The 24121-nt window shown below is 47.2% G+C and carries 20 protein-coding genes, 1 rRNA gene and 1 riboswitch; of the genes, 12 read left to right on the top strand and 9 right to left on the bottom strand.

Annotated features, from left to right (window positions below; translation table 11 throughout):
* Positions 1-187: 187 nt before the first annotated feature.
* Positions 188-1507 (bottom strand): glutamate-1-semialdehyde 2,1-aminomutase, encoded by a 1320-nt coding sequence (locus tag PAEAM_RS04190; protein WP_062837595.1) that lies wholly within the window; start codon positions 1505-1507, stop codon positions 188-190.
* 131 nt (positions 1508-1638) lie between these two features.
* Positions 1639-2682 carry an LCP family protein gene (locus tag PAEAM_RS04185; protein ID WP_100526771.1) on the bottom strand — a complete coding sequence of 348 codons (1044 nt, stop codon included), beginning with the start codon at positions 2680-2682 and terminating at the stop codon, positions 1639-1641.
* Positions 2683-2895: 213 nt separating this feature from the next.
* On the opposite strand from PAEAM_RS04185, the gene PAEAM_RS04180 reads away from it, so the two are divergent.
* Genes PAEAM_RS04180 through bcp form a run of 4 tightly spaced genes read left to right on the top strand, consistent with a single transcriptional unit; the run spans position 2896 to position 6039 of the window.
* A complete protein-coding gene (locus PAEAM_RS04180) occupies positions 2896-3942 on the top strand; it encodes an ABC transporter ATP-binding protein (RefSeq protein ID WP_100526770.1) in 1047 nt (348 codons plus the stop codon).
* Between the two features lies 1 nt (position 3943).
* Positions 3944-4738 carry an ABC transporter permease gene (locus tag PAEAM_RS04175; RefSeq protein WP_036614077.1) on the top strand — a complete coding sequence of 265 codons (795 nt, stop codon included), beginning with the start codon at positions 3944-3946 and terminating at the stop codon, positions 4736-4738.
* Positions 4739-4743: 5 nt separating this feature from the next.
* Entirely contained in the window at positions 4744-5529 is a 786-nt protein-coding gene (locus tag PAEAM_RS04170) for an ABC transporter permease (protein WP_036614076.1), read from the top strand.
* A 45-nt stretch (positions 5530-5574) separates the two neighbouring features.
* Positions 5575-6039, top strand: coding sequence for a thioredoxin-dependent thiol peroxidase (gene bcp / locus PAEAM_RS04165; RefSeq protein ID WP_100526769.1), 465 nt, complete (start codon positions 5575-5577; stop codon positions 6037-6039).
* Between the two features lie 91 nt (positions 6040-6130).
* Here bcp and PAEAM_RS04160 read toward each other — a convergent pair whose 3' ends face one another.
* From PAEAM_RS04160 to PAEAM_RS04135, 6 genes are all read right to left on the bottom strand, one after another.
* The gene (locus tag PAEAM_RS04160) at positions 6131-7258 is read right to left on the bottom strand and encodes a GerAB/ArcD/ProY family transporter (RefSeq protein WP_036668207.1); all 1128 of its coding nucleotides are present in this window, start codon (positions 7256-7258) and stop codon (positions 6131-6133) included.
* Between the two features lie 83 nt (positions 7259-7341).
* Positions 7342-8466, bottom strand: a complete 1125-nt coding sequence (locus tag PAEAM_RS04155; RefSeq protein WP_047841431.1) for a GerAB/ArcD/ProY family transporter — start codon at positions 8464-8466, stop codon at positions 7342-7344.
* Positions 8467-8484: 18 nt separating this feature from the next.
* Entirely contained in the window at positions 8485-8721 is a 237-nt protein-coding gene (locus PAEAM_RS04150; RefSeq protein ID WP_100526768.1) for a hypothetical protein, read from the bottom strand.
* 6 nt (positions 8722-8727) lie between these two features.
* Positions 8728-9930: a Ger(x)C family spore germination protein gene (locus tag PAEAM_RS04145; RefSeq protein WP_100526767.1), complete on the bottom strand. Its 1203-nt coding sequence runs from the start codon at positions 9928-9930 to the stop codon at positions 8728-8730.
* A 20-nt stretch (positions 9931-9950) separates the two neighbouring features.
* Positions 9951-11465 (bottom strand): spore germination protein, encoded by a 1515-nt coding sequence (locus tag PAEAM_RS04140; protein ID WP_100526766.1) that lies wholly within the window; start codon positions 11463-11465, stop codon positions 9951-9953.
* A 133-nt stretch (positions 11466-11598) separates the two neighbouring features.
* Positions 11599-12246 carry a DedA family protein gene (locus tag PAEAM_RS04135; RefSeq protein ID WP_100526765.1) on the bottom strand — a complete coding sequence of 216 codons (648 nt, stop codon included), beginning with the start codon at positions 12244-12246 and terminating at the stop codon, positions 11599-11601.
* Between the two features lie 240 nt (positions 12247-12486).
* Between PAEAM_RS04135 and PAEAM_RS04130 the strand changes: the two genes are divergently transcribed.
* From PAEAM_RS04130 to PAEAM_RS04115, 4 genes are all read left to right on the top strand, one after another.
* Positions 12487-13788: a polysaccharide deacetylase family protein gene (locus tag PAEAM_RS04130; protein WP_100526764.1), complete on the top strand. Its 1302-nt coding sequence runs from the start codon at positions 12487-12489 to the stop codon at positions 13786-13788.
* 102 nt (positions 13789-13890) lie between these two features.
* A complete protein-coding gene (locus PAEAM_RS04125) occupies positions 13891-14880 on the top strand; it encodes an AAA family ATPase (protein ID WP_076320367.1) in 990 nt (329 codons plus the stop codon).
* Positions 14877-16148, top strand: a complete 1272-nt coding sequence (locus PAEAM_RS04120) for a DUF58 domain-containing protein (protein ID WP_100526763.1) — start codon at positions 14877-14879, stop codon at positions 16146-16148. Before PAEAM_RS04125 ends, PAEAM_RS04120 begins: the two co-directional genes overlap by 4 nt.
* The gene (locus tag PAEAM_RS04115; RefSeq protein WP_100526762.1) at positions 16135-18498 is read left to right on the top strand and encodes a transglutaminase-like domain-containing protein; all 2364 of its coding nucleotides are present in this window, start codon (positions 16135-16137) and stop codon (positions 18496-18498) included. Before PAEAM_RS04120 ends, PAEAM_RS04115 begins: the two co-directional genes overlap by 14 nt.
* Before the next feature lie 10 nt (positions 18499-18508).
* On the opposite strand, the gene PAEAM_RS31690 is transcribed toward PAEAM_RS04115, so the two are convergent.
* Complete coding sequence (locus PAEAM_RS31690) at positions 18509-18652, bottom strand: hypothetical protein (RefSeq protein WP_165789828.1); 144 nt, start codon at positions 18650-18652, stop codon at positions 18509-18511.
* Positions 18653-18873: 221 nt separating this feature from the next.
* Between PAEAM_RS31690 and guaA the strand changes: the two genes are divergently transcribed.
* The 4 genes from guaA to PAEAM_RS04090 form a co-directional block, all read left to right on the top strand.
* Entirely contained in the window at positions 18874-20412 is a 1539-nt protein-coding gene (gene guaA / locus PAEAM_RS04105) for a glutamine-hydrolyzing GMP synthase (RefSeq protein ID WP_100526760.1), read from the top strand.
* Between the two features lie 245 nt (positions 20413-20657).
* Positions 20658-20909: a hypothetical protein gene (locus tag PAEAM_RS04100; RefSeq protein ID WP_100526759.1), complete on the top strand. Its 252-nt coding sequence runs from the start codon at positions 20658-20660 to the stop codon at positions 20907-20909.
* 404 nt (positions 20910-21313) lie between these two features.
* A riboswitch (purine riboswitch) is annotated at positions 21314-21413 on the top strand.
* Positions 21414-21584: 171 nt separating this feature from the next.
* Positions 21585-22961, top strand: a complete 1377-nt coding sequence (locus PAEAM_RS04095) for an NCS2 family permease (protein WP_076320372.1) — start codon at positions 21585-21587, stop codon at positions 22959-22961.
* A 773-nt stretch (positions 22962-23734) separates the two neighbouring features.
* Positions 23735-24121: ribosomal RNA gene (locus PAEAM_RS04090) — 16S ribosomal RNA — on the top strand; the annotation flags it as partial.

Raw genomic sequence — 24121 nt, 5'->3', positions numbered from 1 at the left:
TTACAATAATACGCATATAGTTGTTACACTCAGCATCTATCTAGTCGTATTGGCCACTCACCACTGTCTGTATATAATAACAAAAGGCGTCCACACAAGTTGATCACTTGTTGGACGCCTTTTCCTTGAGTTGCTATCTATCAACGATGCAGCTTGTACGCTACATTGTGAGTGGAAATAATCTAATTTATTCTTGAGCCATCGCTTTGAAGGAAGCTTCTGCGGCTTCCAATGTAGCCTGAACATCCTCGTCTGTATGAGCCGTGGTCAGGAACCAGGCCTCATATTTGGATGGAGCCAGGTTAATGCCACGGTTCAGCATGTGACGGAAGAAGGAAGCAAACAGCTCTCCATCCGTGTCTTGAGCATGATCATAATTCGTAACCGGATGGTCACAGAAATGAGTGGAGAACGCACCGCGGATCCGGTTGATCGTCAGTGCAATGCCATGACGGTCAGCGGAAGCTTGCAGACCTGCCGTTAGGTCGATAGCAAGGCGTTCCATCTCTTCGTATACACCCGCGCCTTGCAGGACCTCCAGACATGCGATACCAGCCGAGATGGATGCAGGGTTACCAGCCATCGTTCCCGCCTGATAAGCAGGGCCGAGCGGAGCAACCTGCTCCATAACGTGTTTGCGTCCGCCGTAAGCACCGATTGGCAGGCCACCACCAATAATTTTACCAAGAGCCGTCAGATCCGGTTCAATCTCTGCATGGTTATCGAGTCCGGCATACGTCTGAGTAGAACCGTAATGGAAACGGAAAGCCGTAATGACCTCGTCATAGATAACCAGTGAGCCGTTAGCCCGTGTCATGGCACAGAGGCCTTCCAGGAAGCCAGGTTCCGGCATAACCATACCAAAGTTACCAACGATCGGTTCAACCATGACCGCGGCAACATCATCACCCCAGCGCTCCAAAGCATCCTTCAGGGCTTCCAGATCATTGTAGGGCACAGTAATGACTTCTTGTGCAATACTGGCTGGAACTCCCGCGCTGTCAGGAATTCCGAGCGTGGACGGGCCTGAACCGGCAGCGACAAGCACCAGATCGGAGTGACCATGGTAACATCCGGCGAATTTTACGATCTTGTTGCGTTTGGTGTAGGCACGAGCGACCCGAATCGTAGTCATGACCGCCTCCGTACCGGAGTTTACAAAACGCACTTTATCCATGGAAGGAATGGCTTCCTTCAGCATTTTGGCGAGCTTGATCTCAAGCTCTGTTGGGGTACCGTACAGTACACCATTTGCTGCTGCTTCCGTAATGGCCTGCGTTATATGCGGGTGGGCATGTCCTGTAACAATCGGACCGTAAGCGGCCAGATAGTCAATATAACGGTTGTCATCGACATCCCAGAAGTGGGCGCCTTGGGCTTTTTTCATAAATACAGGTGCACCGCCACCAACGGCTTTGAACGAGCGTGAAGGGCTGTTAACACCTCCTACAATATGCTCAAGTGCTTCTGCGTATAGAAGTTCGGAACGGGAACGTGATGGTTTCATAAGATAACTTCCTTTCGTAATTCAAAATATGATAAATTAACAAGCCACAGAAAGATATGATGATTTTCTCATAATAGTATAGCCGGGCACAACGAGAGGGCAGCGTAATGGCTGCCCTCTGCATGTTTAGGTTACTGAGCCGGTTGTTCTGACTTTTGATCGTCACCACTGGCTGTTTTATCTTCGGTACTGGTCGCACTATCATCCGTTGTAGCAGGCGGGTGAATAATATCCTGAATATGCTGCTTCAATTTCTCTTCATTGGTAACCGTCAATACTTGCGCACCACCTGCTGTACGTTCTTCTTTCAGCAGGTTCATTGGCGGAATCTGCTCACTGCCGTTCATGCTGCTCTGGTAACCGAGGCCACCCAGCTTCCACATATCGGAGAGTGTCAGATTTGTATCCACATAAGGATTAACCTGTTCCAGTATGGAAGGCAGTTTGGCAATGGTAGTTGTTGACTGCATTTTCGCTGTTACAGCTTTCAGCAACTCACGCTGACGCTCGGACCGAGCGAAATCAGACATTGCATCATGACGGAAACGAACGTACATGAGCGCTGTCTCGCCATCCAGATGCTGATATCCTTTTTTGAGATCAATATCGTATTCGTTATTGTCTGCTTTACTTGTATAGTGCATGTCTTTCTCCACATCAAAATCAACACCGCCAACGGCATCCACCAATTTGATGAATCCCTGGAAATCCGTATACACATAATACTGTACAGGAATGCCGAGCAGGTCGCCGGCAGCTTGCATCGCTGCATTAGGACCATGGGTGATGGCAGTGTTGATCCGTTCCTTGCCATATCCGTCAATATTGACGTAAGTGTCGCGCAGAATGGAGAACAGATTGATTTTTTTGGTAAGTGGGTCGAGCGATACAACCATCATGCTGTCGGAGCGGGGAACTTCACCTTTTTTCAATCCGCGCGCATCGACACCCATAACGAGAATATTTACCGTTTCTGTACCTTCCCATTTGGGTGGGTCAGGAGTATTTACTTTCTCCACATTTTCGATACCTGCGAATGGTGATTCGTCACCGTCTTTTGCCAAACCGTCCAACTGATTGAGAATAGAACCGAAATAATATGCCGCTGCTCCTCCAATAATTAACACGAAGGCGGCAAGAGAAATCCATATGGTTCTCTTCGTCTTTCTGGTCATGCTAGCTCTCCTTTGTATTTGAGATGAAATAAAAAAACGAGTTCGAGTATTCAAGTAAGATCTAGTCGGAGCTTTCCGTACACGTCTTTTCCCAACATAAGGGGAGGAACGCGGCTCCAGACTATTTTAAAGCTTGCTGAATTTTGACTGATACCATTATAATTTCTTTTTGGGCTACAAGCAATTTCAACAAAATCCAAGTGAGGTATAATCATGCTGGCGATTGATGTCAAAGATTTGCGCAAGTCGTTTAGCGTCCAGAAAAGCCGAGGTGGGCTGAAGGGCGCGTTCCAGGACCTGTTTGCACGTCAATACCAAGAGGTATTGGCTGTAAATGATATTTCATTTCAGATTCCGCAAGGCGAAATATGCGGATATATTGGGGAGAACGGTGCCGGTAAATCAACAACAATCAAGATGTTGACCGGCATTTTGGTGCCTACTTCAGGGCAAATATCGGTTGGTGGCTATGTTCCGCATCAGGAACGGGAGAAGTTTGTACAGAATATTGGTGTTGTTTTTGGTCAGCGCAGTCAATTGTGGTGGGATATTGGCGTTATCGAATCCTTCCATTTATTGCGCAAAGTATATCGTGTCGGAGAGGTCGATTTCCGTAAACGGCTGGATGAACTGGTTGAGCGATTACAGCTTCAGGATCTGCTAAGTCGTCCGGTACGGAAGCTCAGTCTTGGTCAGCGTATGCGCTGCGAGTTAGTTGCAGCATTATTGCATAACCCAAGTATTGTTTTTCTGGACGAGCCAACTATTGGTTTGGATATTGTGGTGAAGTCGGAAATTCGGGATTTCTTGAAAGACATGAACAAGGAGCATGGAACGACCATTCTGCTCACAACCCATGATTTGCAGGACATTGAGGCACTGTGCTCCCGGGTGATCATGCTTGATGCAGGCAACATCATTTATGATGGAGGTCTGGATCATCTCAAGTCCCAGTGGGGTAAGGAGCGGGAGATCCGCTTCAAGTTTGGTTCAGCTCACAACATCAGTCAGATGCAGGAATGGACTGCTGCGTTGCCTGTACGTTGGACGGTTGAGAATGAACTGTCCGCATCCGTATGGATTCCGCTGGAACTGAACGTTTCGGATGTACTCGGACGTGTCGTTGGACAAGCTGATATTACCGATATTCAGATTATTGAGATTAACACGGATGAGATTGTGCGCAGTATTTACCAATCCGGTTCCGCCGAGCGTCCCGAGATTGTGGGAGCAGGGAAAGAAGCGGTGGGTGTATCCTGAGATGAATAGTGCATTTATTGATTTTATGCGCATCCGTTTTCTAACGATGCTGGCATACCGGGTGAATTATTACTCCGGCATTTTGATATATACGCTGAATATCGGCGTGTATTACTTTACCTGGCAAGCTATTTACGGTAGCAGTGGTGAACTCGGCGGCTTCACGGCAGCGCAGATGACCACTTACATCGCTGTATCCTGGATGGCACGTGCCTTTTACTTTAACAACCTGGACCGGGAGATTGCCGCAGATATACGGGATGGCTCCATTGCGATTCAATTCATCAGGCCGATCAATTACGTTATGGTCAAAATGATGCAGGGTCTTGGGGAAGGTATTTTCCGCTTCCTGCTGCTCATGATTCCGGGGATGCTCATTGCCATTCTGCTGTTCCCGGTTGAATTGCCTACGGCGCCATCGGCGTGGATTGGCTTTCTCGTCATGCTGTTCTTCAGTTTCCTCATTAATTCCCAGATTAATGTGATAACGGGACTGGCGGCATTCTTTGTGGAAAACAATGAAGGCATGATGCGTATGAAACGCGTCGTGGTTGATTTGTTCTCCGGTCTAATCATCCCGATCAGCCTGTATCCAGGCTGGATGTCTGCGGTGATGAAAGTATTGCCTTTTCAGGCCATTACGTATCTGCCCGGTTCTGTGTTCACTGGAAGAGTGGAAGGTACCGCCATCTGGAGTGTACTCGGTATTCAGGTGTTCTGGTTTGCCGTACTGCTGCTTCCGATGGTATTGATCTGGCGTAAGGCGCGCAAGCGTCTGTTCGTGCAAGGGGGATAACAGATATGTACTATATGGGTCTGATCTGGGAATATTTGAAAAATTACATGAAAACACGACTCACGTACCGTGCTGATTTCTGGGTGGAGATCCTATCGGATCTGCTGTTCCAGGCAACCAACCTGATCTTTATCTTTGTGGTCTTTCGCCATACGGATAACCTTGGCGGCTGGAGTGAGAGTGAAGTGCTCTTTGTTTATGGATATTTTATGGTGCCCTATGGCATCTTCAGTTGTTTTATCAATCTGTGGGGATTCAGTGAGCGATACATCGTCAAAGGTGAGATGGATCGGATCCTGACACGTCCTGCACATAACCTGTTCCAGATATTGCTTGAAAATGTAGATCCGCCTGCACTCGTGGGTTCGTTTATCGGCCTGATCATCATGATCTTCAGTGGCGCAGAGATGGGTCTGATGCTGGAGTGGTGGCATATCCCTGCCTTGATTATTTTGGCACTCAGCTCAGTCATGATCTATGCGGGCATCTACACCACATTGACTTCACTATCCTTTTATTCAGACGCGCCAACAGGTATCCTGCCGTTGATGTATAACATTCAAGGATATGGACGCTACCCGGTAACGATCTATAACCGTGCCATTCAGGTACTGTTAACCTGGATCATTCCGTTTGCCTTCGTGGGGATATATCCCGCAGCGTTGTTCCTGGAGAGGTCTGAGATGCATCGCATGGCGCTGCTTACACCTGTGATGGGATTGGTGTTTGGCTCCATGGGCTTGCTGTTGTGGAATTTTGGCGTGAAGCGGTATCGCGGAGCAGGTTCATAATAACGCCCTATAGCATTTCATGGGGGAGATTAGGGAGGAACTGACATGACGTTAGTTGTAGGCGAATTGGCACCGGATTTTGAACTTCCGTCCAGTACGGGAGAATCGGTAAAGCTTTTGGATTACCGCGGACAGCGGGTACTGCTTTATTTTTACCCCAAGGATATGACTTCGTCCTGTACGCAACAGGCTTGTGATTTCCGGGATCGACATGCTGAATTTGAAGGGCTGAACACGGTCATTCTCGGAATCAGCACCGATCCGATGAAACAACATGACAAGTTTATTGCCAAATATGGACTTCCGTTCACTTTGTTATCGGATGAAGAGCACGTTGTAGCCGAGCAATACGGGGTATGGCAGCTGAAGAAAATGTATGGCAAAGAGTACATGGGTATGGTTCGCTCCACTTTTCTGATTGATGAAGAAGGGAAATTGATCAAGGACTGGTCCAAGGTTCGGGTCAAAGGACATATCGAGGCTGCGCTTGAGGCTTTGAAGACATTGTAATTAATGAACTAGACATGTGTGAATAAATACATCTTAACCGTTTCATCATTAAAGGCTGTGCTTCGCGGAATTTACCGTGAACACAGCCTTTTTAGGTGGGCAATCGTTTATGATTGGTTGAATTGTTCTTGCTCTTGCCCGAACGAAGTCGATGCACAAGCAGTAGGAATAGCGGAATAATAAAGCTTACCGTGATATCCCAATCCACCCAAGCGGGCATGATCGTATTGGTGTAGAAAATGACATTGGGAGAAATCAGTACAGCTAACGCGAATAATAACATCGCTGATGGCAGGATGAGAGGTTTATATGTCTTTAACCGAAATAGCTGAGCTGTTCCAACGACAAAGGAGAACATATACAGCAGACTCTTGAAATAGGTAGCAATTAACCAAGCAGTCGCCATGAACGCCTCAATTCGCTCGAAAAAGTTGCCGATATTAATTTTTTGGGACAGGGTGTAGGAGATGTAGATGTCGTGTTGGGTCAGAAAGGGGCCAAATATCATCAGTGAAATGACCAACAGTGTGGTTAGTAACAGCCCTCCACATAAAGTAGCGAGTAACATGTCACGTTTGATGTGAGGTCCGGCCATCACATAAGGAAGAACCATGGTGATCACGATTAGTTCACCAAAGGAAGTGAATGCCCCTCTAATGACAGACTGCATCAGATGAAGCCAAGGGGTGTCCAAGTAAGGCTGTAGATTTGAACTGTTTACTTTGGGCATCAGCCCCAGAAATAATAGAATCATAAATGCAACAACGATTGGAGTCAGCATTTCACTGCTTCCTCCTATTGTATGCAAACCATGCATAAGCCCCCAGACCAGAGCGCACATAAGGATAATTAGAATGACCCGGATGGGGGTCTGAAGGTAGATCTGTGTGGTCATGAAGTCACCGACTTCACGGATACATATGACAGCGCCTATGGCGAAATAAAATAGATATGCAGCTGCTAAAACAGACCCTGCCCACCGGCCAAGTATTTTTTGGCAGATTTCAATAAGGGAAAGATCAGGGTGTGTCTGATGAAGTTTGTATAGCACCCACATGATAAGTATGCCGATCGGTTGACCGATAAGAGAACAGATCCATGCATCCTGTTTACCGGAAGCAGTAACCACGGAGGGATAGAGTAGAATCATGTCCCCAATCATGACGAGAAAGGTAAGGACTGCAAATTGCCTAATGGTGATTTTCTCCTTAATTAACATAGACACCGTTCTCCTTCTCTATATTCAGCATGGATGAACCATTTTTCCACCCACACCAGGCTCCTTCCTCAAAAAAATAGTACTCATTCCTGTGAGGAATTGTTGGGAGTAACCGATGATTTTCTGTAAGACTTGAGCAATTGTATCAGCAGAAGACAGCCCGGCAGAATGATCCCCAGTGTGGTATCCCAGTCTACCCAATATGGAACAATGGTGATCACGATAAAAGTAATGCTTGGTGAGATCAGATTGGCTAATCCGAACACAAGTAAGGACGCAGGGAGTACCAGCATCTGATACTGCTTAAGCTTGAACAGTTCCGCACAACCAACAATAAAGGCGTATAAGTATATCATCGCTTTGAAGTACGTAGAGATCAGCCAGGAAGAAGCCATAATGGCTTCAATACGTTCAAAAAAGCTCCCAATACTAATTTTCTGGGACAAAACAAAAGAAGCATATATGTTATGTTGCGTAAGAAAGGCACCCAAGACCAGCAGAGATATGGTAACGAGCGTTGCCAATACCAAGCTGCCTAAACCAGCTGCAATAATTACGTCCCGTGTTCGATGAGCCTGCTTGGCAACATAGGGTAGTATCATCATGATGGGAACGACTTCACCGATCGGATATATAATGCTTACCAGAATGCCTTGCGAGATAGAGACAACACCCGTATCACTTACTGGCTTCAAATTTCTAGTATCAATCTGAGGAAGCAGGCAGACTGCAAGGACGACAATAAACACAATAACGACGGGCATCAGTAGTTCACTGCTTCGCCCCATCGTCTCTAATCCGTGAGACACTCCCCAGGCGATCACGATGACAAACATCAGAATGATGATGCGAATGGGAGTGTACGGGAAGATTTGAGTGGTCATGAAATCGCCGACTTCTCTCGTATGCGTGGAAGCACCAATAATGAAAAAGAACAGGTAGAAGCAGGAAAAGAAAGTACCTGGCCAGAACCCTAGAATGCTTCGTGCCATCTGCACCAGATTTTTTTCTGGGTGCATGCTACATAGCTTCAGGAACATGGCCATCAGTGCCATCCCCAGAGGAACGCCTATAAAAGCACAAATCCAGGAGTCTTGTTTGGCATAGGACGTGATGACCGAGGGGTAGATCAGCATCATATCCCCGACCACCATCATAAAGATGAGAGTGGTCAATTGTCTTGTTCCAAGGCGCCCCTGTTCCAGCATAATGGTCCTCTCCTTTTTCTAGGTTCCCGTCAGATGTGCCAGGAATTGATTAACAGGTTCATAGATCCACATGATGATATAGAGCGGACTAGGAAAGTCCCACAGGTTTGCTGCAATCACGCTGAACCCTGTGGCAATGACGAGCATTCCGCTGTACACAGCTGTTTCCCTCCATTCCTTGCGGCGGATGAGACCTGGAAGATCAACCAAGCTTACAAGTCCTCCTATGACAATGACAGTAATTGTAATCAACATCCGGCCTCACTCCTTCAAATCCTCCTTGAATGAATCATCCAGTGTACCTACACGTTTGATCTGTACATTGGCTTCGTACTTAACATCCAGATTTTCAAAATATTGATCCCAATCCTTCTCAATCTTTTTGAAAAATTTAGGATCGGCATGATACACTTCCTGACCGAATCCAAAAATGTCAACATGGAATTTTCGCCGCACTGAATTCACGGATTTTTTCATTAGTTCTATCAGTCCCTCCTCATTGTCCCTTTCCAACTCTTTGAGGGTTTTCATCGAACCAATTCTGATTCCACACTCTACTGCACCAATGGAAGACACATTTTTGATTTTGATGTTGATTACGGGCTGTTCTCCAATGACCTTTGCTTTTCGTTGAGTCTTGGTGCGAAGGGTTTTTAAAGTCACATTTCCTCCTTTTCTGCAAGGCAGGTGATTTATGGTAGATACTACGTTGTCGCGGATATAGTTGTACCCTTTGGATTCATCTTCCGTTAACCAGCCAATCAGTTTGTCCTTTTTGAAGACACTCAATCCCGTTGAAACTATACGAGCTGTGGACTTGATCGTCGCAACATTGTCTTTGCTTCCGCTTCTCTCTGAATTGCCCAAAACCTCTACACCAGTGATTACGGGTTGTATTCCAGGAGTAAGCATATATTCCATCAACTGATCACCGGTTACAATAGTTGTAGGTGACCAGGTCTTGGTGGATACGTCCAGGGAATTAAATAACTTCTCTGCAGGTATATTTTCCAATGGAGTAAGTGTGTCCAATACCTTGGAAGCTGTAGTATTTCGAGCAACCATGACGTAATAATCGGGTCTAGCAGTAGGTTCCCTCATTAACGCTTCTATGACATCGTAGATTCCCTCTTTGCGTGCATATTCTTCTCCGAACACCAGTACACGGATATGTGCCATGAATATGCGGCGTGGGCTTGTCTCGGTCAGCTTTTGAATTGCTTCAAACAGTGTGGACGCGGATGCTTCGTACAGCGTGACAGGAGTACCATTACCTCCCCCTGACTTGGAGGAAACTTCATTTGGCACAACGACCTGGGCACTCACTTTAATCATATCTCCATCTTTGTCCACACCGAGACCCAGCATAATGCCAAGTTCATTCAGTTCCTGGCGATCCCAGCATCCGGTAAGGAGAGGGAGCAGGAATGCAATGCATACAATTAATGGGAAGCACTTGTTCATACGTTGTTCTCCTTACCGAATTAACGCTTCATTTTTTTGCTGGCTTGTCGGATTTTGTTCGGGGTACCCGTAGAGAATGGACGTGTTTTCATACGGGACCAGGGTACACGAAACAGCGTATCTTTCAGATCTTTCTGAATTAGAGGTGCAAAGGGGGACATATACGGTACGCCAAAAGAACGCAAGCTGCACAGGTGTGTAACTGTAATGAGCAGAACAATGAGAATACCGTAGAATCCAAAAGCTGCCGCGAGTATCATCAATACAAATCGCAAAATTCGGACAGAGATAGAAAGTCCATTCTCTGGAATGACATAACTGGATATGGCCGTTATGGAAACGATAATAACCATTGCAGCGGAGACAACTCCTGCATCTACGGCTGCTTGGCCAATCACCAGTGTTCCGACAATGGAAACGGCCTGACCGACCGTTTTTGGAATACGTATACCTGCTTCTCGCAAAATTTCATAGGTCAGTTCCATCAGTATGGCTTCAATGAATGCGGGAAAAGGAACGCCCTCACGTTGAGCCGCCAGACTAATGAGCATATTGGTGGGCAACATTTCCTGGTGAAAGGTGGTAATGGCAATATAGAAGGATGGAGCTAGTAAAGCGATAAAAAAGGACAGATAACGAATCAAGCGAATCAATGTGCTGATATCGGCCCGTTGATAGTAATCCTCCGGCGATTGGAAGAAATGCACGAACAAGGCGGGAACCAGCAGCACAAAAGGCGTACCGTCCACGATGATGGCTACTCTACCCTCAAGCAAAGCAGCACAAACCGTATCTGGACGTTCACTATTGTAAACCGTGGGGAATAACGTTCTGGTTTCGTCTTGTACAAGTTCCTCGATGTACCCGCTCTCCAGAATCCCATCAATATCGATCTCATCGAGCCTGCGCCTTAGTTCCTCTACCACTTCTGGATCAACGGTATGCTTCAGATATAAGACCGCAACCCTTGTTTTGGTGATACGACCAATCTCCTTTTCTTCGATCCAGAGATGAGGGTCACGAATCCGTTTGCGAATCAAGGATGTATTTGTACGCAAATTTTCATTAAATCCCTCCATAGGACCCCGTACAACGGTCTGTGAGATGGGTTCACCAACAGCACGGTCCTCCCAACCGGCTGCGGCAATTTTCAATCCTCTTGCACAGCCTTCGAGTAGCAGGATGGCCGAACCGGACAGGAGAGCATTAAGCACATCTTCCATGTCATCCACAAATGTTACATTGCTCGCAGCCAGAATGTCATTCTGGAGGTAGCTCAGATGCTCATCATCTGCAGAGAATTCCGGAAGTTCATGTGTCTTTAACAGGGATTCCAGGATGGAATGATTCAGAATCTGCACATCCACTAATCCATCGATGTACAACATAACTGCAGGCCATTTATGTAAACACTGGAGAGGGCGCATCATCAAGTCGTTGCTGTTCCCCATCACTTGCTTGCAGTATTCCATATTTTCGCTTAGATCCGGAGAGATTTGCCTCTGATCTTGGCGTTCCAGCGACGATTCACTCATGCCTTCACCTCCCTATACACCCTATATTTTCAAGTTAGTATGACCTGGATGAATTCGGATTATCACAAAAAAAAGGAGCTGCGATTATTCGCAACTCCCTGCCTGCTTATTATAGATGGACTTTTGTCCGAATTTACTTTTGTCTTTGTCGAACAGGGGCTGGCTTGGATACGGTGGATCTTGCTGCCCATGCTTTGCGGTAACGATAGAACACGGCTGCGATGAGCAATAGGCCGATTCCTCCCACGATATATGCTGCATATTGATGAGCCAGATGGAATACGGCGTTCCACTGAGGGCCAAATATTTTGCCAATGCCCAGAAACAATACAACCCAGAACAGTGCGCCTGAATAGGCGTAGAGAGCGAATTTGCGAAAGGGAACAGCGGCTATGCCCGCGAAATACCCCGTGAAATGCCTTACACCCGGAATGAAATAACCGATGAAGATTAAGGCATTACCATACTTGGCGAACCACTTTTGCGTTTTATCGAGCTTGTCCTGCTTCATCAGAAACCATTTTCCGTATCGTGTTATAAAGGGCAGTCCTGCTTTGGCTCCAATAAAATAAGTGATGGTCATGCCAATCGTTGTTCCCAGAAAAGCTAGTATGGTGAGGATTCCGAAGTCCAGATGCCCCTTGTAGGAGAGAAACCCTGCGTAAGCCATCGTTGTTTCACCAGGAAAGGGAAGTGCGATGAATTCAAGCAACAAGCCAAAAAACAATACGCTGTATCCGTAGGACCCAAACAGATGTTGGATCTTCTCAAGCAATTCCAATAGATTTCACTCTCCTGAATACGGGGTGGGAGCATGAATACTCTCCAAGGTGTTTTAATGTGTTCTGCCTGTTCATTATGCTACCTAATCTGAAGCGAAGAATCAATCAGGCTACATAGCAAATTGTGAAAAAATATTAAACAAAATCACGTCTTTTTTCAATGTAGCCTCCATATAATTCTAACAAATCTGCTGAAGTCTATCAGCAAATTACTAGAGACGGTGGAGGTCGATTCATAAATGGTACAGAGACCGGAATTGAGAATCAAGGAATTAGGGGGAAACTCTGCAACAACCATACATATGTTTTTAGCTGGACAGTGGTCTGTCATTCTCATGCGTATTGCGATACTGTTATGTGCATTTGCTGTATATGCAGGCACGGCTTATGCATCTGCTGCTTCCGGCTCAAGTGATCCAATCCCGGAAGATAAGAATATTCAAGACAAGGTAGTTTATCTGAGTTTTGACGATGGACCGGGTAACCATACCCGTGAAGTATTGGATATTTTGCGCAAGGAGAAGGTTTTGGCTACATTTTTTGTGCTGGGTGAGCAGGCAGAGCGGTATCCGGAGTTAATCCGTGGGCTTGTGGAGGATGGACATGCTTTGGGCAATCATACGTTTAATCATCAATACGAACAGCTGTACAGTGATTTTAAAGTGTTCTGGAAACAGATTAAGCAGACAGAGGAAGTGCTGGAGCGTATAACCGGTTTCCGTCCGAATCTGGTGCGAGCACCAGGCGGTACTTACGGGCATTTTGACCAGAGTTATTTTGATTTGCTCCAACTGGGTGGATACACCGTCATGGACTGGAACGTCGATAGTGGAGATTCCAAGCGTAAAGGTGTTCCAGCCAAAGAGATCCTCAGCAATTCGACCAAAGTACCTGCGGGGGCACGTTCGGTCATTGTCCTGATGCATGACGGTGGTGCACATGCTGAAACGGTAAAAGCACTTCCGGGTATTATCAAATATTATCGTGATCATGGATATCGTTTTGAGACCATAAAGAGTACGGATCAACCAGTTCAATTCCGTGTACATCCAGATGGTAAGTATAAGGCCCGCAAGGCGCCAGGAAAGGCCTGGATCGCAGAGCATGTAGAAGCGAACGCGACGTTATGGCTTGCAAGCAAGAAGCTGAAGGTAGAGGTGGGCTTGGCTGCAGCTACCTTGCAACCGGGCGAGTTCCGCATGGAGGGGCAGCGAATCATGGTGCCATTGCGTACTTTCATGAAAAAATTCGGGGGCAGCACTCGCTGGGACTCTGAAACAAGGACGGCCATAGCAGTATGGAAGGAAAGAACGATTCATGCAGACAGTGTGAGTGGAACACTGACTACAACCGGGGCAATTGAAACGGACGCAGTACAGAGTCAAGGTGGAACCATCTGGGTTCCGTTACGTGAGTTACTGGAGCAGATGGGGTTGAGGGTGAATTCCTTAACCAGTAATGAAGCAGAGTGGACGGTGAAGGCGGGCACTTCCAGATCCATTTCGGCAATGAATAACATATTTAAGTATAAAATGATCTGAAGAAAGTCATTCTTGCAGGACTATTCTCTCTACTTCCGGGCAACACTGAATCATAGATTACTATGGTTCAGGAATACTGATGAACGGAAGGAGATCAGAGAAATGTCTTATATTCGAATGGAACATGAACATGCGGTTGAATTGCTAAACAGGGTCATGAAGCGTGTTGAGAGTGTGATTATTGGCAAAAAAACAGAGATTCGTTATGTCCTCACTGCAATGCTCAGCGGAGGTCATGTACTTCTGGAAGATGTGCCGGGTACCGGGAAAACGATGCTGGTTCGTGCCGTTGCTTCCGCACTGGACTGCTCCATGGGCCGGATTCAATTCACGTCCGATGTCATGCCGGCAGATGTTACGGGCACTTCAATCTATCATCCACATACAGCTGAATTCAAGTTTCGGCCCGGACCTGTCATGTCCAACGTTGTCCTGGCTGATGAAATAAATCGCGCTTCACCACGCACTCAGTCTGCCCTGCTGGAGGCAATGGAGGAACGACGTATTACGGTTGATGGCACAACCTATGCCTTGCCACGCCCGTTCTTTCTGCTGGCGACACAGAATCCGTTGCAGTTCGAGGGTACGTACCGTCTGCCTGAAGCGCAGCTGGATCGATTTATCATGAGAATTGGATTGGGGTATCCCGATCCGGAACAGGAATTGGAATTGTTAACCCGCATGCAAGGTAGAGAAGCGATTGATGAACTTCGCCCTGTCCTGCTTGCTGAAGAGGTCGTAGCCATGCAGCGTGAAGTCAAACAGGTACATGTTGATCCGGTCGTTAAACAGTATCTGGTGGCTGTTGCTGTAGCCTCTCGCAGCCTTCCGGCGGTCAGACTGGGCATTAGTCCGCGTGGAACACTGGCCTGGATGGCTGCAGCGCAGTCATTTGCCTATCTTCAAGGGCGCAGTTATGTCATTCCGGATGATGTGAAAGAGGTAGCTGTGCCTGTCCTTTCCCACCGTATTCAATTGAAGGCACAGAACAGAGCGGAGGTTTGGGGGCAAGTACAGGTCATTGAAGAAGCATTGTCATCGGTCCCGGTACCTGTACAGATGGCATCACAGGGAAGGGGACGGAGGCAATGACTGCGCTGGGACAACGGATTGTGAGTGCTGTCTTGGTGGTGGCTTTTGCTTCCTTGTATCAGTGGCATGGGGGCAAAGCGGCGTTGTTTCTATCCGTTATAGCTTTCTTGATGTTCACAGGAGGTCTGCTTCTCCATTGGTTCGGACCACGGCGTATTCACATCCGTCGGAAAATACACACGAACCGGATTGAGGCAGGCGAGCAGGTACGGGTTCTAGTCGAACTGGAATTCAATTGCCGTATTCCATTGTTATGGATCGTTCTGTGTGAGAACACACCTGCAGGTGTTCATCGCAAATTGATTTTCCCGGGAACACGGCGACAATTTTCCTATCAATATGAATGTTCCGGGTTACGCAGAGGAGTTTACAGATGGGATACGGGCAGATTGTACTGGGGTGATATGTTTGGCTGGAATACCCTCTCCGCAGAGACCGCGGGAGGTACCCCCTTGATTGTTGTTCCTCAAGCAACAGCTTGGGGGAAGGGTGATTCGGTAGAATTCGCAGCGATGATCGAAGGGACTCTGTCAGAGCGAAGAAATAGCCAGGGTAACCGTAGCCCTGAGTTCCGTGAATATCAGCAGGGTGACCCACTGGGACGAGTTCATTGGAAAAGTACAGCCAAAACGGGAAAACTTCAGACCTTTCTGCCTGATACCACGGATCTGGCTTCGCTCGGCATCCTTGTGTATGAAGGCGCGTCGGGTTATGACGTAAAACAACGGGAGAACATGGATGCACCTGCTTTTGAACGAGTGGTTCGTGCAGCTGCCCGCTGGATTCATACCGCTGAACGGGATGACATTCCTTATCATCTGTGGATGGAAGGCGGCGATAAGAACTATGATGCACAAGATCAATGGAAACATGGGCCGTTCCATGCAGATGATGAGAATCATGGACTGGACAAGTTAGCGGGGGCACGAATATCCAAAGCACAATCAGGCCCTGTTTCGCTTCGAACGGAGATGCTGGATGGACTGGCGAGCGGGTCGCGAATTGTGGTTCTCACAGGTAAGATGGATCAGGTTCTGGCCGAATGGATCATAACTGCAATCGGGTCGGGTTATCGTGTAGAGGTGCAATTGACTGAAGCAAACCAGAACCAAAACCAATTAGGATCAACGGATAGATTGATGAATGGATTGGGATATGACAGCTTAAGCTTGGAGCGGCTTCGTCACAGCGGGGTGCCGATCCATGCGGTTACAGACGTTGCGTTATCTTCATTGGGAAAGGTGGAGGTAACGGATGTGGGAGCGTAATGGTAACCAGCAACCCGATTCCACTATGGCCGACTTAGAGTCAACGGCCCGTACGAGAATGGAATTGGCCTATTCTGTACATCAAACTGTGAACCAGAATTCTGTGACGGACATAAAGGATGAGGGAGATGTTAGCGTACCTGTCCTGTACAAAATTTTTATTTCGGTCATTTTACTTATACTGTCTCTGGAGTGGATATATCCGGTTACATCATCAGATCAGCAGGGCAGTGAACGGTTCTTGTCCGTAATGGCGGGATTAACGGGAGCATTGTTGCTTGCGGGGTTGATTCGTACAGGATGGATCACCGGAGTACTGATCCGATTATTCATTGCAGTCGCTGCTTTATGTCTGATGTACGGAGGAAGTGATCCTGTCCGTTGGGCCGTCGCATATCCGGGAATATTTTCAGCGGATATGGACACGTTTATAAATAACTGGCGATTCCACTCGATTAGTACAGAAACGAGAGGTTTGTTCATGATGTGCGGCTGGAGCATGCTCATGGCTTCTGTGCAATCCCTTGTATTGTTACGTCGAAGCGTTATGCTGTTTGGCAGTGCAACACTGCTCTATTTGCTTTTGCTTGAATCCTTTGCGGGGCTGGAAGTGTATGCTTCTGTAATACGGTCTGTCCTATGGACTTTTCTTATTCAGGCTCTGCTCCAGCTACTACGTCTCAATGGAGGAGTCACGACTCCGAGTTACCGCGGCAGCCCCTATGGCCGTTGGAGTGCAGTAACTATCGTTGTTTCCGCAGGTATGGTGTTTCTCTCCGCGTTACCTGGCCAGTTTGCTTCCATTCCTCAACCGGAACGCATATCTTTGGAGCAGATGGGTGAACGCCTAGCTCGCTGGGCAGGTTATACACAGCACAGTAGTATCCCTGCTGCAACGGCAGTCACGGGATATAGCACAGCTGACGCGCCTATGGGAGCACCGTTAGTGCAGGGCAACTCCATCTTTTTTATAGCAAAGAGTCCAAAAGTGACGTATTGGCGAGGGGAGACCCGTTCATATTATAACGGTAGTACTTGGAGTGATCCGGGTCAAAGCTTCGAAACGGCAAGTCCATCCGGAATGCTGCGTGCTGATGGTTGGGAGAATCCAACCTATTGGAGTCGCATTCGCCAAACTGTCACGATGCAGCGAGAGTGGAAAGGACCAAATCCTCTCTTTACCGGGGGCATACCGGTTAACGTATCGTTCCAGGATAAGAACAAGGATAATCAGGAAAACATGTTTTCTTTGCTGTCTAATCGCGATTCGGCAACATTGTGGCTCGCGAGCTCAGGGGACGATAAAATACTTAAAAATTATTCGGCAGATGTCATGGTTCCTGTCGCAACACCTGAACAGTTACGTCTACTTGAGGAAACGAATAAAGGGAAAGATCCGGCAGCCATCCGGAGGGATTATCTGCAATTGCCTGCATCACTCCCTGGTCGAGTGCAGACGCTTGCCAAGGAAATCATTCATGGCAGTGAGACCCGGTATGACGCTGTGCAAGCCGTCAAGACTTATCTGGCTGCTCATGCCGAGTATACGTTGGATACCCGTATGCCACCGCGAGGAACAGATTTTGTGGACGATTTTTTATTCGTCACCCGGCAGGGGTATTGCAATCATTTCTCCACAGCCATGATTGTGTTGCTGCGTGCAGAGGGCATCCCCGCACGCTGGGTTAAAGGTTTTGGCCCCGGAGTTGCTGACCCGGATGTGCCCAGTCAGTATGTGATTTCACAGGGAGATGCACATTCCTGGGTAGAGGTATATTTTCCGGGTGCAGGCTGGATGCCGTTTGAGGCCACGCCAGGCTTCGCCATGGCGCAAGGCGCGGGCGAAAGTGTCGCAGCACTCGCCGGGCCGCAGCCTGTTGCGGAGAATCCGCCGTATATGAGCGGCGGATTGGGTTACGCGGGCGCGTGGCTGCTCGCCCGCGCACGGGCCATTGCCGCGGAGCCATGGCTCGCGGCAGCCCTTGTGGCAGCGGCCCTGCTGGGCGCCGCTGCTCTGGTCCGCATGCGGCGGCTACGCCCCGCGCTGCGGTTAGGGCTGCTGCTGGCGTGGCCACGCAGCAGCTTTCCAGACCGCGAGCGGCTGCTGCGCGCCGCCGCTCCGGTCTGGGCCGCGCTCGCGCGCCGGTACGGCCCGCGGCCGCCGGGTATGACGCTGCGTGAATATGCAGCGTCACCGGCTTTGGCCGCAGGCGCGGACGGCGCGGACATCGCGCGGTTTGCAGCCGACTGGGAACGGCTGCTGTATGGGCCAGACCGTCCGCTGCGCACGGACAGTCTGGACTTCCTGCGCCGGGCACTTCGTCTGGCCCGGCGGTTGCAGGCGTTGTAACACAAGGATGTTACAACGTTACACCAAAGATGCGAAGCAGCCATACAATCGCTATCGCTTTCCAATAAAGCTTGGCCACTTGTGGGCAGATGAAGATCACCATTGGCTGGCGCACTGTTTTTAAACGCAGCATTTGGTTTATGCTGCATGCCATACATAAGACGCCTTTCGCGCTGCGCTGCGAACGAGGCGTCTTTCCACTATCATACACTTGAACCAGCATCTTGCTGCCAAGCTTTTCTATTCGGAATTTCATATTTAGAGGCATTTGGTAATCCTGTTTTGATATGTCGAAAAAAGGAGTTTCGCCTTTCCTTGACGGTATGTTTTGTCGTTGCGTATAATTAGTTTCATTGAATTGAGGGAGGCACGGTTATGAATAAGCAGAATGAGATTGTGGTTGTCCTTGACTTTGGGGGCCAATACAACCAGTTAATCGCCAGAAGAATCCGGGATCTTGGCGTATACAGCGAGCTTTTGCCGTATAACACACCGGCGGAAAAGATCGCAGAAATGGCACCAAAAGGAATCGTATTTTCAGGTGGGCCGTCCAGCGTATACGCTGAGAATGCTCCACACGTGGACCCAGGTGTCTATGACCTGGGCTTGCCAATCTTCGGTATCTGCTACGGGATGCAGCTTATGGCCCAACAGCTCGAAGGTAAAGTAGAACGTTCCGAGAAGCGAGAGTACGGTAAAGCAGACCTTGAGTTTGCTGCTGGATCTACACTGGCAAAAGGTATTGAAGGCGAACATACGGTATGGATGAGTCACGGTGACCACGTGGTTACACTTCCTCCAGGTTTCAAACTGGATGCAGGCACGGAAAGTGCGCCAATTGCTGCCATGAGCAACGATGAGCGCAAATTGTATGCTGTTCAGTTCCACCCTGAGGTACGTCACTCTGTTCGCGGTAACGACATGATTCGTAACTTCCTGTTCGAAATCTGTGGTTGCGAAGGCAACTGGACGATGGAGACATTCATTGATGACACCATCAGAGACATTCGTGAAAAAGTGGGCGACAGTAAAGTACTGTGTGCACTGAGCGGCGGTGTAGATTCTTCCGTTGTAGCTGCATTGCTTCACAAAGCCATTGGTGATCAACTGACATGTATGTTTATCGACCACGGTCTGTTGCGTAAAGGTGAAGCAGAAAGTGTAATGGAGACGTTTGTCGGCAAATTCGACATGAAAGTTGTCAAAATTGATGCACAAGAGCGCTTCATGTCCAAACTGGCTGGCGTGGATGATCCAGAACAAAAACGTAAAATCATCGGTAACGAGTTTATTTACGTATTTGACGAAGAGTCCAAGCAGTTCGATGACTTTGCATTCCTGGCACAAGGTACACTGTACACGGACATCGTAGAAAGTGGTACAGCGACTGCACAGACCATCAAATCCCACCACAACGTGGGCGGTCTGCCTGAGGACATGAACTTCAAACTGATCGAGCCACTGAGCACGTTGTTCAAGGATGAAGTACGTAAAGTCGGTACCGAGTGTGGCTTGCCGGACGAAATTGTACACCGTCAGCCGTTCCCTGGTCCGGGTCTTGCGATCCGTGTTCTTGGTGAGGTTACCGAAGAGAAACTTACCATCGTTCGTGATTCAGACTACATCCTGCGTGAAGAGATTGCCAAAGCCGGTCTCGACCGCGAAATCTGGCAGTACTTCACAGCCCTGCCTAACATGAAGAGTGTCGGCGTTATGGGTGATGCACGTACGTATTCCTACACTGTAGGTATCCGTGCTGTAACATCCATCGACGGTATGACTGCGGACTGGGCACGTATCCCTTGGGATGTGCTGGAGAAAATCTCCGTACGGATCGTTAACGAAGTTGATAACGTAAACCGTATCGTCTATGACGTAACTTCCAAACCACCTGCAACAATCGAGTGGGAATAGGGTATAGACTCTTAACGATAGATTATAAAAAATGCTCTTTTATCTGCGGTATTTCGCAAATAAAAGGGCGTTTTTTTATTAAGAAGAATATTGTGATCAAATTTTTGTAGGGCTACTTTTTTTACAAGTAATAAACTTTCAAAATTCATCCCATTTTAAAGTTCACTTCATGATCCTTTCAGGTCGGGCCTGTACAATAAGTACATACTAAGAGCTATATGGCTACTGAAGGGAGAATTGAATGTATGCGTAAAACCGACTATATGAGCAAATGGAAGATGGGCATTGGAAGTGCGTTTCTGATGGTGATGCTGGCAGGATGCGGTTCAGGTATGCAAGATCTGGCTTCCGGTTCGGGGGACTTTCCATTTGTGAATTTAGAGGCAGCGGATGCTTCTTCCGATCAGTCCAGTAACCAGGAGTTATCCTCTGACTCAACAACGAACGCAAATCAGGAACAACAAGAGATACAGGATGCTTCGCAGACAGAGATATAATTAACATAGGACTGATCCGGTAAAAAATAGCTCCGGAACATGTCGCAAATTGCTCCATATACCTAATGAGTATAAGTCTTCGGAATACGAGACATCGTTATTATTCCTATATCATCATACACCTGATTGCTAAGACGCATCAGAAATATAAGCTAGCCTGATTAGAGCGCTTCTGCTCTTTGACCAGGCTAGCTTTTTATGTTATCCTGCGGAACTTTCAGTCTGAAAGAATGGACATATCCCATTGAGATTACACTGAAAAAAGCGTATTCAATTGGGTTGTAAACCGCTGAACTGGTTCAATCTGTTAAATAATACGAACGATATTCTAAAAGCTTGATATTAATATTCGTTTTTCTCATTGACAAAAACATACTGCCCTCCTAAAATAGTGATGGGAAACAAACAAATAGCGCATACTTATTCGTATAATCCTGGGGATTGGCCCGGGAGTCTCTACGAGATCACCCTAATGATCTGGCTACGAAGAGGAGAAGGCTAAGCACATGAATTCTACATGATTGCGGGGACATCACGCACATTAGAATTTTTTTTGTTCTTAGTAAAGGCATCATGCCACTCCTTGTCAGCTGAACCCTGGGTGAAGAATCTTCATCAGGGTCATTTGTCGTTTTTCAATATGGCTTCAACATCTCTAAGGGGGAGTTAGTAATTATGGATCGTTTCTTTAAATTAAAAGAAAACGGAACAAACGTTAGAACGGAGATTGTTGCGGGTCTCACTACGTTTATGACAATGGCTTACATTCTTTTTGTAAATACGTTGTTCTTGGGACAAGCCGGTGCGGGGATGTCGGATAATGCAGTATTCTTTGCAACAGCCGTCGGCGCCGGATTAATGACTATTATTATGGGATTGTTCGTGAATATTCCGATCGCACTTGCACCAGGTATGGGGCTGAATGCGTACTTCATGACTGTCGTTCTAAGTTCGAATGGAGCGATTACTTGGCAGGCTGCTCTCGGAGCGGTATTCCTTTCCGGTATCGTGTTCATTATTTTGACCGTGACGAAGATTCGGCAAATGCTGCTTGTAGCAGTTCCGCAGTCAATCAAAATGGCCATTACGGTTGGTATCGGTCTTTTTATTACCATTATTGGTTTCAAACTTGCTAATCTCGTGGCTGTAACAGTTAATGTTGCACCAGACGCAGATCTGAGTCAGCCGATTCCAGGTAGTAGTTTTAATCTGTCATTGGGTAACTTTATAACACATCATGATGCATTGCTGGCCCTGATTGGTTTGCTCCTTATTGCTATACTGATGGTTATGCGCGTCAAAGGCGCTCTGCTGATCGGGATCGTAGCAACAACGCTGATTGGTATTCCGATGGGCGTTACGAATCTGAGTGGTCTTTCAGGCGCAAGCTGGTTGCCTAACTTCAGTGATCTGGCGGTTGGACAGCTGGATTTGAAAGGTGCCATCAGTCTGGGATTGTTTGAGATCATCTTCATCTTTACCTTCGTTGAATTGTTCGACACGTTTGGTACGATGGTAGGTACTGCAACACGTATGGGGATTATGAAGGATAAGAAAAAAGGCGAGAAAACGATCGGTAAAGCGATGCTCGTCGATGCAGTTGGTGTCAGCGCAGGTGCTGCACTGGGTACAAGTACAATTACAGCATACGTTGAAAGTGCTTCAGGTGTTGAGGCAGGTGGACGTACAGGACTGACTTCGGTAACGACAGGTTTGTTGTTCATTTTGGCCCTGTTTATCGCACCGCTTGCGCTTGTTGTTCCATCCGCTGCGACAGCTCCGGCTTTGATCATCGTGGGTGTGCTTATGATGAGTCAAGTGCGCAGCATTGAGTGGGATGATTTCCTGCAAGCTTTCCCTGCATTCCTTACCATTGTATTGATGCCTTTCACAGGTGGAATCGCAAACGGGATATCCGCAGGTATCGTATCTTATGTAATTCTGGCGGTGTTCAGTAACTTGGTTACAGAGCGTAAAGTGAAAATTCACTGGCTTATGTGGATCTTGGCGCTCATTGTAGTTTGCCGATACGTATTTATTGGCGGGGAGTAAGCGTACATTAGGTTTAATGAAGAATACGGAGATAAGTTTGATACCATATATATGAAAGAAGCGGAAGCCACGGGATTTAAACCCGGAGCTTTCGCTTTTTTTTGTATTCTTTTCTTGAGTAAAATGAATCTCAAAAATGTTTTCCTTCTATATAGAAGGAATGAGTATAATGATTTATGATCTGTTGGTTGTTTAACCGATGAAATCATCGGTTAATAGGTTCTATAACGCGATGAGTATGTACGTATACAACATGAGTTTCTCTATAAGTTGGATTAAGGATCATATAAAAAAACTTATTGCGTTTGTAAGTTAATTACTCTGATCATCAAAGTTAGTGCGCAGATGTATCATTTAGCTGGTTATAAGGAGATACTTGTTAAAAGGTCTATAGGGTACTCATTTTATAAGAATTTAATGTTTATCTAAAAAAGACTTGCGTTTCATAACTGTACATGGTATATTCTATTTCCGGCCAAAAAAACACGAGATACACGGTGCGGCAAGCGAATGAAATAAGCTTCGAAAGAAACTTAAAAAAAGAGCTTGCAAAGTTGGTTCGGACATGATATTATATAAGAGTTGCTGAAGAGAACAACATTCAGTAACGAAACAAGTTTGATCTTTGAAAACTGAACAACGAGTGAGTAAACATTCTGCTTGCAGAATGAACGCAAAAGTTTGAGATAAGCCTTGGCTTGGATCGACTGGAGCACAAATGAGATTTTTAATCTCGTCAGATTCAAAATGAGCATATCGCTCTTTTCAATACTTTATTGGAGAGTTTGATCCTGGCTCAGGACGAACGCTGGCGGCATGCCTAATACATGCAAGTCGAGCGGAGTGGATAGGAAGCTTGCTTCCTTGATACTTAGCGGCGGACGGGTGAGTAACACGTAGGCAACCTGCCCTCAAGTTTGGGACAACTACCGGAAACGGTAGCTAATACCGAATAATTGTTTTCTTCGCCTGAAGGAAACTGGAAAGACGGAGCAATCTGTCACTTGGGGATGGGCCTGCGGCGCATTAGCTAGTTGGTGAGGTAACGGCTCACCAAGGCGACGATGCGTAGCCGACCTGAGAGGGTGATCGGCCACACTGGGACTGAGACACGGCCCAGACTCCTACGGGAGGCAGCAGTAGGGAATCTTCCGCAATGG

It is taken from the genome of Paenibacillus sp. GM1FR (genome assembly GCF_002803315.1).
GTDB classification, from domain to species: domain Bacteria; phylum Bacillota; class Bacilli; order Paenibacillales; family Paenibacillaceae; genus Paenibacillus; species Paenibacillus amylolyticus.
The sequence above is the reverse complement of the archived record's forward strand: the minus strand, read 5'-3'. Positions and strand labels throughout refer to the sequence as shown.